This window comes from Mesorhizobium sp. M8A.F.Ca.ET.057.01.1.1 (genome assembly GCF_003952565.1).
Lineage (GTDB): Bacteria > Pseudomonadota > Alphaproteobacteria > Rhizobiales > Rhizobiaceae > Mesorhizobium.
Genome location: NZ_CP034454.1, coordinates 3061018 through 3071961 on the forward strand (window position 1 = coordinate 3061018; position 10944 = coordinate 3071961).

The 10944-nt window shown below is 63.3% G+C and carries 9 protein-coding genes and 1 pseudogene; 6 read left to right on the forward strand and 4 right to left on the reverse strand.

The features are described from left to right. Window positions 1-145: 145 nt before the first annotated feature. Both EJ077_RS14275 and EJ077_RS14280 read right to left on the reverse strand, forming a co-directional pair. Window positions 146-2470, reverse strand: coding sequence for an NADP-dependent malic enzyme (locus EJ077_RS14275; protein ID WP_208702689.1), 2325 nt, complete (start codon window positions 2468-2470; stop codon window positions 146-148). 176 nt (window positions 2471-2646) lie between these two features. Further along, window positions 2647-3426 (reverse strand): SDR family oxidoreductase, encoded by a 780-nt coding sequence (locus EJ077_RS14280; protein ID WP_208702690.1) that lies wholly within the window; start codon window positions 3424-3426, stop codon window positions 2647-2649. 119 nt (window positions 3427-3545) lie between these two features. On the opposite strand from EJ077_RS14280, the gene EJ077_RS14285 reads away from it, so the two are divergent. Together EJ077_RS14285 and EJ077_RS14290 are read left to right on the forward strand one after the other, a co-directional pair. Beyond that, a complete protein-coding gene (locus EJ077_RS14285) occupies window positions 3546-4361 on the forward strand; it encodes a UDP-2,3-diacylglucosamine diphosphatase (RefSeq protein ID WP_135928638.1) in 816 nt (271 codons plus the stop codon). 130 nt (window positions 4362-4491) lie between these two features. Further along, on the forward strand, window positions 4492-5706 hold the full coding sequence (locus EJ077_RS14290) for an MFS transporter (protein WP_208702691.1): 1215 nt from the start codon (window positions 4492-4494) through the stop codon (window positions 5704-5706). On the opposite strand, the gene dgcA is transcribed toward EJ077_RS14290, so the two are convergent. Beyond that, entirely contained in the window at window positions 5677-6660 is a 984-nt protein-coding gene (gene dgcA, locus EJ077_RS14295; RefSeq protein ID WP_208702692.1) for an N-acetyl-D-Glu racemase DgcA, read from the reverse strand. The two genes, EJ077_RS14290 and dgcA, sit on opposite strands and share 30 nt — an antisense overlap. Window positions 6661-6737: 77 nt before the next feature. Between dgcA and EJ077_RS14300 the strand changes: the two genes are divergently transcribed. From EJ077_RS14300 to EJ077_RS14315, 4 genes are all read left to right on the forward strand, one after another. Then, window positions 6738-7901, forward strand: a complete 1164-nt coding sequence (locus tag EJ077_RS14300; RefSeq protein ID WP_208702693.1) for an ABC transporter permease — start codon at window positions 6738-6740, stop codon at window positions 7899-7901. Window positions 7902-7905: 4 nt separating this feature from the next. Next, a complete protein-coding gene (locus tag EJ077_RS14305) occupies window positions 7906-8715 on the forward strand; it encodes an ABC transporter ATP-binding protein (protein ID WP_208702694.1) in 810 nt (269 codons plus the stop codon). A 14-nt stretch (window positions 8716-8729) separates the two neighbouring features. Next, on the forward strand, window positions 8730-10103 hold the full coding sequence (locus tag EJ077_RS14310; RefSeq protein ID WP_208702695.1) for an MCE family protein: 1374 nt from the start codon (window positions 8730-8732) through the stop codon (window positions 10101-10103). A gap of 109 nt (window positions 10104-10212) precedes the next feature. Next, window positions 10213-10791, forward strand: coding sequence for an ABC-type transport auxiliary lipoprotein family protein (locus tag EJ077_RS14315; RefSeq protein WP_245458747.1), 579 nt, complete (start codon window positions 10213-10215; stop codon window positions 10789-10791). A gap of 32 nt (window positions 10792-10823) precedes the next feature. On the opposite strand, the pseudogene EJ077_RS32080 reads toward EJ077_RS14315, so the two are convergent. Next, a pseudogene (locus EJ077_RS32080) lies at window positions 10824-10913 on the reverse strand (exonuclease); the annotation flags it as partial. Window positions 10914-10944 lie beyond the last annotated feature (31 nt).

Sequence of the window (10944 nt, forward strand, 5' to 3'; positions counted from 1 at the left end):
AATCAGACGGCCTGACCATATCAAATTGATCCGTTCCGTGAAATCGGCATTCGTTTAGTGCGGGATTTCTCGGTTAAGAGTTGTGGGCTCGCAACACTTGATCCGCCCAAGGCGGGGCGGGATCAATCGTGTCGTTAGAGCCAGTTCAGTCCAGATTGGCGATTGCCTGCGCCTTGTGCGCGGCCTCGACCACGGCCAGCGCCGTCATGTTGACCACGCCGCGCGAGGTCACCGAGGGCGTCAATATGTGCGCCGGCTTGTCGGTGCCGAGAAGGATGGGGCCGACATGCAGGGCATCCATCATGGCGCGCAGCGCCGTCAGCGTGATGTTGGCCGAGTCCAGATTTGGGAACACCAGCAGGTTGGCTTCACCCTTTAGCCGCGAATGCGGATAGACACGCTGGCGCAAATGCTCCGACAAAGCGGAATCGGCGTGCATTTCGCCATCGCACTGCAGTTCCGGCGCGATGCGCGCCAGAATGGCCGCGGCCTGACGCATCTTCAGAGCGCTCGGCGAATCGCGCGAGCCGAAATCCGAATGCGACAGCAGCGCCGCCTTCGGCTCGATGCCGAAGCGCTGGATTTCCTCGGCCGCCAGCACGGTCATCTCGGCGATTTCGTCGGCCGTGGGGTCGACGGAGACGTGAGTGTCGGTGAGGAAGATGATGCCGCGCTGCGAGATCAGCATGGAAAGGGTCGACAGGTCCCGGTCCTTGATGCCGGTGCGCGGCCCAATAATCAGCGTGACGTTGCGCAGATGCCGCTCGAAACGGCCTTCGAGGCCGCAGATCATGGCGTCGGCATCACCGCGCTTGAGCGCCAGCGCCGCGATCACCGTGTTGTCGGTGCGCACCATGGTACGCGCGGCCTCCGTCGTCACGCCGCGGCGGCCGGCGAGTTCGATCAGGAGGTCGACATAGTGGCGGTAGCGCGGATCGTCCTCCGGGTTGATCAGGCCGAAATCGACACCGGGCTTGATGCGCAGGCCGTAACGCTTCAGCCTGACTTCGATGACATGCGGACGGCCGATCAGGATCGGTTCGGCGATGCTTTCCTCGAGCACAACCTGGGCGGCACGCAGGACACGCTCGTCCTCGCCGTCGGCGTAGATGACGCGCTTGGCGCTGGAAGCCTTGGCGGAGGAAAACACCGGCTTCATCACCAGGCCGGAGCGGAAGACGAAGCGGTTGAGCTTGTCGATGTAGGCGGCGAAGTCGGTGATCGGCCGTGTCGCCACACCGGTGTCGCAGGCTGCCTTGGCGACGGCCGGCGCGATGCGCAGGATGAGGCGCGGGTCGAAGGGCGAGGGGATCAGGAACTCAGGGCCAAAGATCGGCGTCTCTCCGGAGTAGGCGCGCGCGGCGACATCGGAAGGTTCCTCGCGGGCAAGGGCGGCGATCGCCCGCACCGCCGCCATCTTCATCTCCTCATTGATGGCACTGGCGCCGCAGTCGAGCGCACCCCTGAAGATGTAGGGGAAGCAAAGCACGTTGTTGACCTGATTGGGAAAATCGGAACGGCCCGTGCAGATCATGGCGTCCGGACGCGCCGCGCGCGCCACTTCCGGCATGATCTCCGGATTGGGATTGGCCAGCGCCAGGATCAAAGGCTTCGGCGCCATGTGCTGCAGCAGCTCCGGCTTCAGCACGCCGGCCGCCGAGAGGCCGAGGAAAACATCGGCGCCCGCTATGACGTCGGCCAGCGTGCGCGCCTCGGTTTCCTTCACATAAGGGTCTTTCCAGCGGTCCATCTCGTCGACACGGCCCTTGTAGGCGACGCCGAAACGGTCGGTGACCCAGATGTTCTCGACGCGCACGCCGAGCGAAACGAGCAGATTAAGGCAGGCAAGGGCGGCGGCGCCGGCGCCGGAGGTGACGACCTTGATGTCCGAAATGGTCTTGCCGGCAAATTCCAGCCCGTTGAGCACGGCTGCGGCGACGATGATGGCGGTGCCGTGCTGGTCGTCATGGAACACCGGTATGCTCATGCGAGCCTTCAGGCGTTCCTCGACCTCAAAACACTCCGGCGCCTTGATGTCCTCGAGGTTGATGCCGCCGAAGGTCGGTTCCAGTGCGGCGACGGTCTCGACCATGCGCTCGATTTCCGGCGCGTCGATCTCGATGTCGAAGACATCGATGCCGGCGAACTTCTTGAACAGGACCGCTTTGCCCTCCATCACCGGCTTGGAGGCAAGCGGCCCGATATTGCCGAGGCCGAGCACGGCCGACCCGTTCGACACAACGCCGACCAAGTTGGCGCGCGCCGTGTAGTCGGCGGCAGTCGCCGGATTGTCGCGGATCTCGAGGCAAGGGGCGGCGACGCCGGGCGAATAGGCGAGCGCCAGGTCGCGCTGGTTGCCAAGCGGCTTGGTGGCCTGGATCTCGAGCTTTCCCGGCGTCGGATGCTTGTGAAAGTAGAGGGCGGCTTCGTCGAGGTCCGAACGTGCCGTTTTCTTGTTCTCGCCTTCCATGCGGCCGCTCCTCGAAACCTGCTTCGGGAGTCCTTTTAGCATGAGGCCAAGGTTTTTCGCGACGCTAATTGACGCGCCGGCAGCTTTAAATGCCGGTGCATAACAATCCAATATTTATCAGTTGCTTACGGTTGTTTCATGCGAAATCAGGTTGCGCTGCTTCGCAGGCGCGCCGGTCAAAAGGCACTGACGTAGAGGCCCCCGTCGACGGGTATATTCTGCCCGGTCAGATAGCCGGCATGGACAGAGCACAGGAAAGCGCAGATCTGGCCGAATTCCTCCGGCGTGCCAAGCCGCTTGGCCGGTACGTCGGCACTGATGCGGGTCTTGCGCGCCGCGGCCGCCTTGGGATCCTCCGACGTGCCGGCCTCATGCGGGCCGCGCAGCCGGTCGGTGTCTAGCTTGCCCGGCAGCAGGCTGTTGATGGTCACGTTGCGGTCGATCACCGTGCGCGCCACGCCGGCAAGGAACGACGTCAGGCCGGCGCGCGCCCCCGATGAGAGGTCAAGGCCGGGGATCGGGACGTAGACCGACAGCGAGGTGATGTTGACGATGCGTCCGAAGCCGCGCGCCGCCATGCCGTCGATGACGGCCTGTACCAGTTCGATCGGCGTCACCATGTTCTGGGTAACGCCTTCGAGGATTTTTCCACGATCGAGCTCACGGAAATCGCGAAGCGGCGGCCCGCCATTGTTGTTGACGAGGATGTCGGGTTCCGGACAGGCGGCGAGCAACGCCTTTTGCACCTCCGGCTTCGAAACGTCGCCGACGACTTCCGTCACCGTCACGCCATGGCGTTGGCGCAGCTCCGCGGCGGTTTTGGCGACCAGCTCCGCATTGCGCCCATTGACGACGATGTCGCAGCCTGCCTCGGCCAGCGCCATGGCGCAGCCACGCCCGAGCCCCTTGCTCGAAGCGCAGACGATGGCCTTCTTTCCGCGGATACCAAGATCCATGACGATTTCTCCTTTGATTTGCCAGGCAGGCTAGCGCCAGCGCTGGACCAATCGCAACCGTCATACGGTTGTTGCATGAATCGGGGCATAGGCTGGTCAAAAGCAAGGTTGAATCCGCAATGTCAGGCCAAGAGCCCCGCACTTTCCGCAGCATGTTCATTTCCGATGTCCATTTGGGCTCGAAAGCGGCGAAGGCCGATTTCCTGATCGATTTCCTGCGCTACCACGATGCCGACATCATCTATCTGGTCGGCGATATCGTCGACGGCTGGCGCCTGAGGCGCAGCTGGCACTGGCCGCAAAGCCACAATGACGTCGTGCAGAAATTGCTGCGCAAGGCGCGCAAGGGCGCCTCGATCACCTATATCGCCGGCAATCACGATGAATTCGCCCGCCAGTTCCAGGGCGTGCATTTCGGCGGCATCGTCGTTGCCGACCGCGCCATCCACGAGACCGCCGATGGCCGGCGCCTGCTGGTCATCCATGGCGACCAGTTCGACACCGTCGTCCACAACCAGCGCTGGCTCGCCTATCTCGGCGACCATGCCTACGACGCCGCCATGCAGGTCAACCGTGTGATCACGCGGCTGCGCCAGCTGCTCGGCCTGCCTTACTGGTCGTTTTCGTCATGGGCGAAGGTCAAGGTCAAGAAGGCGGTGAACTTCATCGGCTCGTTCCAGACGGTGCTCAGCGAGGAAGCGCGACGCTCGCATGTCGACGGCGTCATCTGCGGGCACATCCACCATGCCGCCATCGAGAGCTATGGCGACGTGCAATATATCAACACCGGCGACTGGGTGGAGAGCTGCACGGCCGTGGTCGAGCATTTCGACGGCCGCATGGAAATCCTGACCTGGGCGCATGTGCTGCCTGAAGCGCCCGACGAGCCCTTCATTCCAATGCTTATCGAAGACAGGGTCGTGCAGGCCGCCTGAGGCGGAAGCCCGCCCTTCACTTTCAGGTGTTAATCGACTGGGCCAACCGGTTTCGCCCGGTTTTTCCTCATGTTAAGGATCGGCTTGCGCTGCTCGCCGTTCGTTGAGCGCAGCGTCATTGGATCGATTCATGCCTCTGCCGCCGCTTTCGCCCGAACAACTCGTGAAGCCGAGCCGTTTTGAGCTGCGCATGAGCCTGATCTTCGGCACGTTGTTCATATCGCTTGGCACCCATTTGCCCTATTTCCCGCTTTGGCTGCAGGCCAAGGGGTTTCACGCCGAGCAGATCGCCGTCATCCTTGCGGCGCCCATGTTCCTGCGCGTGGTGACGACACCGCTGCTGACGACACTTGCCGATCGAGCCAGGGACCGCGCCGATGTCTATGTCGTGCTTGTGGCGGCCTCGCTGCTGTTCTCCGCGGGGTATTTCCTGACACCGACCTACGCGACGGTGCTGGCGGTGTCGTTGCTGCTGACCATTGTCTGGACGCCGCATTCGCCGATCGCCGATTCGCTGGCGCTTTCGGGCGTGCGCCGCTTCGGGTCCAACTATGCGGGCATGCGCAAATGGGGATCGATCTGCTATCTCCTGGCCAATGTCGCGGGCGGCTTCATCCTGGCGGCTACTGGTCCCGGGGCCGTTCCAGTAATCATATTCCTTGCCCTTGGCGCGGCACTCGCCGCAGGCCTGATGGCGCCGCGCCTGGGGAAGCCGCGCAAGGCCTCGCCGCTGTCGGCGGCGGAAATCCAGCACGCGGCGCCGGGCCTGTTCAATGCTTATTTCCTCTATTTCACGCTTGGCGTCGGCATCATCACCGCGAGCCACGCCTTCCTTTATGGCTTCGTCTCGATCTATTGGAAATCGATCGGCATCAGCGATTCCCTCGTCGGCCTGCTATGGGCATGGGGGGTCGTGTCCGAGGTCTGCATGTTCCTGTTTTTCAATCGTATATTCGCCTCCGTACCCGTCGTCCGGGTCATGCTCATTGCCGGCATCGGCTCGATCGTGCGTTGGATCGCCTTTCCGCTGGTGTGGCCGCTCGGCCTTGGCGTCGGCGGCTTTTTCGCGGTGCAGTCGCTGCATTCGGTGTCTGTCGCAATGGTGTTGATCAGCCTGCAAAAGATGATCGCCGAAACCGTCTCAGAAGAACGCACGGGCGCCGCGCAAGGCATCGCCTATTTCTTCAATGGCTTCTTCATGGCCGCCGTCACGCTTGCCTCCGGTCCGCTCTATGACCGTCTCGGCGTCGATGGCTTCCTGGCGATGATCCCGATCGCGATCATTGGCCTTGTGCTGATCGGGCTTGCGGCGCGCTCAGCCCCACAGCGCCCGGTCCGGGGGTGAGACGAGCGATCCCTGGTAGACGAGACCCGGTACGCGATCCCGGGCAAGCAGCAGCGGGCCGTCAAGGTCGACGAAATCGGCTCCTTGCGCGAGCAGCACAGCCGGCGCCATTGCCAGCGAGGTGCCGACCATGCAGCCGACCATGACGCCGAAGCCCAGTTCACGAGCGCGGTCGCGCAAGGTGAGGGCCGCCGTCAGCCCGCCGGACTTGTCGAGCTTGATGTTGACGGCATCGTAGAGCCCGACAAGGAATTCGAGGTTCTCGGCTTCATGAACGCTCTCGTCGGCGCAGATCGGGACCGGGTGCGCTATGTGGCGCAGGATGCCGTCACGCCCCGCCGGCAGCGGCTGCTCGATCAGAGCGATGTTCTGCTCGGCGGCAAAGGCGAGGTTCGCGACGATGTTATCGTCGGTCCAGCCTTCATTGGCATCGAGGATCAATCGGCTCTCGGGCGCGGCCTGTCTCACCGCCCGGATGCGGGCGATGTCGTTGTCGCCGCCGATCTTGACCTTGAGCAGCGGCCGGCCGGCGTTGGCGCGGGCCCGCGCCGCCATCGCCTCGGGTTCCCCAAGCGACAGCGTGTAGGCGGTCTCGAGTTGATGCAACGGGTCCTGCCAGATTGCGTTCGCCACCGGATTGCCGCTGATCTTGGCTTCAAGGTCCCAAAGGGCACAGTCTATGGCGTTGCGCGCCGCCCCGGCAGGCATTGCGTCGAGCAGGGCGATGCGGTCCATCCCGCCGGCGATCCGGTCGCTCATCGCCCGGATCGCGTCACGGACACCGTCCATGGTCTCGCCATAGCGCCGGTAGGGAACGCATTCGCCGCGCCCGCTATGGCCACCCTGGCTGATCGTGCAGGTGATGACCTCGGCCTCGGTCTTGGAGCCGCGCGAAATGGTGAAGGTCCCGGCGATCGGAAAACGCTCGGCCTCGACCGAAATGACACGCGCCATATTTTTCTGCTCCGGCTATGCGAGAAGGGTTGTCGGCAAATCGACAAGGTCGGACCCATCAGGCTAAACAGGACGCCATGTTGACCATCGGCAAACGCGACGCAAGCGGCACGACCGCCTCGGGGGCTGACCACGACCCGCGCGTGGCGGTCGGCGAGGAGGGTGGCGTCCTCGGCTGCGCGTTTTCCGGAGTCTGGACGACACGGACCGTGGCGCTGATCGACGCCGAGATGCGCAAGATCGAGAAGCGAAGCGGTGTCAAGGCGTTGGCGCTCGATCTTTCGAAAATCGAGAAGATCGATACCGCCGGCGCCTGGCTCATCGACCGTCTGGTCAGCGTCTTCGAGAAGAAGAACGTCGAGGTCCGACTGCAAGGCCAAAGTGACGTCGCTTCCATACTGCTCGAAGCGGTCAGCGAAGCCGTCCGGCGCGAACCCGAATCCGGACCGGCGCGGCCGCCCAACATTGTCATTCGGGCGCTGGAGGCGGTCGGTCGGCGCGTCTACGAGATGCGCGACGATTTCCTCGCCTCGATGAACATATTGGGCGCCACCATCCGCGGCGCGCAGATGAAGCTCGACCGCGGCCATGGGGTCAACCCGGCGGCGATCTTCAACCAGATCGATCGCATGGGCGGCGATCCGGCGATCGTCGGGGCCATCGTCGCCCAGCAGGGCGCCTATCAGCTCAGCTATTTCGGCGCCGACATCTTCGTCGTCGATCTCGTCGGCGTGCTGATCCTGCGCGAACTCGGCGTGCTGATGACGGCAATCATGATCGCCGGCCGCTCCGGCAGCGCGATCACCGCCGAAATCGGCTCCATGAAGATGCGCGAGGAGGTGGATGCGCTCAAGGTCATCGGCCTCAATCCGATCGGCGTCCTGGTCTTTCCGCGGCTGGTTGCCCTGGTGATCGCCTTGCCCTGCCTGACGATCATCGCGAATTTCGCCGCACTTGGCGGCGGCATCGTCGCGGCCTGGCTTTACTCCGATATCCCGCCCGCTGCCTTCATCGACCGGCTGCGTGTCGCAATCGATCTCAGCACGATTTTCGCCGGCCTGATCAAGGCGCCGTTCATGGCCATGATCATCGGCACGATCGCCTCCGTCGAGGGCATGAAGGTTGGCGGCAGCGCCGAATCGCTCGGCCAGCACGTGACCGCGTCAGTGGTGAAGTCGATCTTCGTCGTCATCATCCTCGACGGGCTTTTCGCCATGTTCTACGCAGCGATCGAGTTCTGACACGATGGCGAAGGGCAATGGGATCGAGGTGAAGGACGAGGCCGACAGCGAAATCGTCCTTTCGGTGCACGACGTCACCGTTGCCATCGACGACAAGCTGATCCTCGACAAGCTGTCGCTCGACATCACGCGCGGCGAAATACTGGGGTTCGTCGGCGCCTCGGGCGCCGGCAAGTCCGTTCTGTTGCGCACCATTCTCGGGTTGATGCCCAAGCAGTCGGGAACAATCAAATTGTTCGGCGTCGACGTCGACAAGGCAAGCGACATCGAGCGGTTGCGCATCGACATGCGTCTTGGCGTGCTGTTCCAGCATGGTGCGCTGTTTTCGGCGCTGACGGTGATGGAGAACGTGCAGGTGCCGATGCGCGAATATCTCGACCTGCCAAGGAAGCTGATGGACGAGCTGGCGCTGCTCAAGATCGAGCTGGTCGGGCTGCCGCCGGATGCGGCGCAGAAGTTTCCCTCCGAACTCTCCGGCGGCATGATCAAGCGCGCCGCGCTTGCCAGGGCGCTGGCGCTCGACCCGGACATCGTCTTTCTCGACGAGCCGACGTCGGGCCTCGACCCGATCAGCGCGGCCGAGTTCGACGAACTCGTCGTCAAGCTGCGCGACACCATGGATCTGACCGTCTACATGGTGACCCACGACCTCGATACGCTGTTTACAGCCTGCGACCACGTGGCGGTGCTGGGCAAGAAAAAGGTCCTGGTCGAAGGCACTATCGACGACATGCTGAAGAGCGAGGAACCGTGGGTGAAATCCTATTTCCGCGGAAAACGCGCACGGCAACTTGATCTTGCCGCTCGTGCATAGCCATAAGTGAAGCAATGGAAACCAGAGCCAACTACGTCATTGTCGGCATTTTCACGCTGGTTGCGATCCTGGCGGCTTTCGGCTTCGTCTATTGGACGGCCGCGATCGGCGACAGGGGCGAGACGACGCTGCTGCGGGTGCGCATTCCGGGCTCGGCCTCTGGTCTGGGCCGCGGCAGCTTCGTGCTGTTCAACGGCGTCAAGGTCGGCGACGTCAAGCGCGTCTATATCGACGTCGACAATCCGACCGTGGCCATCGCCGACACCGAGATCGACCGGATGACGCCGATCACCAAGTCGACGCAGGCCGATATCGGCCTTGCGGGCCTTACCGGGCAGGCCAATATCGAGCTGAAGGGCGCCGACCCCAAGGAAGTGAAGCTGCTCGACCAGGCCGAAAAGGAGGGCAAGGTCGCCGAGATCATCGCCAACCCTTCGGCCGTGACCAATCTGCTGCAGACGGCGCAGAACATCTTCACCCGCGCCGACAAGGTGCTGACGGAGCTGGAGGGCTTCACCAAGGATGTCCGCGGGCCGCTGACGCAGACCGTGCAGAACGTACAGACGTTTTCCGATGCACTCGCGAGGAATTCCGACGGCATCGACAAGTTCTTGTCCGCCGTCAGCGCGCTGTCCGATGAGCTGAAAGGCGTGTCAGGCAAGCTCGACGGCACGTTGAAGGCAGCGGAGGGCCTGCTCAATGCCGTCGACAAGGACAAGATCAAGAGCATCGTCGCCAATGTCGATACGGTGACGGGGAACCTCAAGGAAACCTCGCGGCAACTGGACGGTGTGATCAAGAACGTCGATACGGCCGTGGGATCGGTCAACGACTTCGCCAAGCAGACCCAAGGCACGCTGGCCAAGGTCGATGGCGTACTCGACGGCATCGACCCGGCGCAGGTGCGCCAAGCGCTCGCCAACATCCAGAAGGCCAGCGACAGCGCCAACAAGGCGGCTGCCGATATCGCTGAGGTGACCGGCAAGATCGCCAATCGGGCTGACGACATCGACCAGACAATCAAGGACGCCAGGCAATTGGCGCAACGGCTCAACGATGCCTCGGTGCGGGTCGACGGCATCCTCGCCAAGGTCGACAAGCTGCTCGGCTCGGGCCAGGCCGACGGGGTGATGGCCGACGCAAGGGATACGCTGAAATCCTTCAAGCAGGTCGCCGACACGCTGAACGCCCGCCTTGGGATCATCACCGACAATCTGGCGCGCTTCTCGGGCCAGGGGCTGCAGAATGTCGAGGCGCTGGTGCAGGACAGCCGCCGCTCGATCAACCGCATCGAGGAGGCGGTGACGGATCTCAGCCGCAATCCGCAGCGCATTCTTTCGGGTGGCGACGGCGAGGTTCGGCAATTCGACGGCAGGGCGCGGCGTTGACTTCGGCGCCGCCCCGCCGCAAGAACAGTGCTCGTGAATGCGGGTTTGATCTTACGATCGGGGACAACGGGGATCACGCGTGACGTTGAGTAGGCTTGGAACAGGCGGGTTGAAATCAGCTTCGGTGCTGCTCGTCCTGGCGGTTGCCGGTTGCGCGGCGCTCGGCGGCAAGCCGGCACCGCTCGACACGTTCGAACTGTCTGCGCCGTCGGTCGACGCGCATGGCCATAGCCGCAAGCAAATCCTGATCGCCCAGCCTTCGGCGCTGAAGGCGCTGGACAGCCAGAACATCGTCATCAAACCCTCCGACCGCTCGATCCAGTATCTGAAGGGAGCGCAATGGGCCGACCGGCTGCCGCTGATCGTGCAGGCGCGGCTGGCCGAGACGTTCCAGCGCTCGGGCAGTTTTGCCGGCGTCGGCAAGCCGGGCGAGGGGCTGGCGATCGACTATCAGGTGATCGTCGAGGTCCGCTCCTTCGAGGTGAGCGTCAATGGTGGCGAGCATGCCGAGGTCGACCTGTTCGTGCGCTTGCTCAATGATCGCAACGGCGAAGTGAAGGCTTCAAAGAGCTTCACCGCATCGGCACCCGTATCAGGCAGCGGCAACCCGGCCTATGTCGGCGCGCTCGACGCGGCTTTCGGCGATGCGGCCAAACAGATCGTCCGCTGGACCGATTCGGTGATCTGAGAGCCAGCAGCGCAGGAATTCCATCTTTCGGGCTACGGACGGTCGAAGACGTCCGGCCGCAGCTTTCCAGTCTTCATCAGGTGCTGCAGGGTGTAGGTGACGGACAGCGCATCGTCTAGCGCGAGACTAAACCCGGATGCGTCTTCCGGGTGG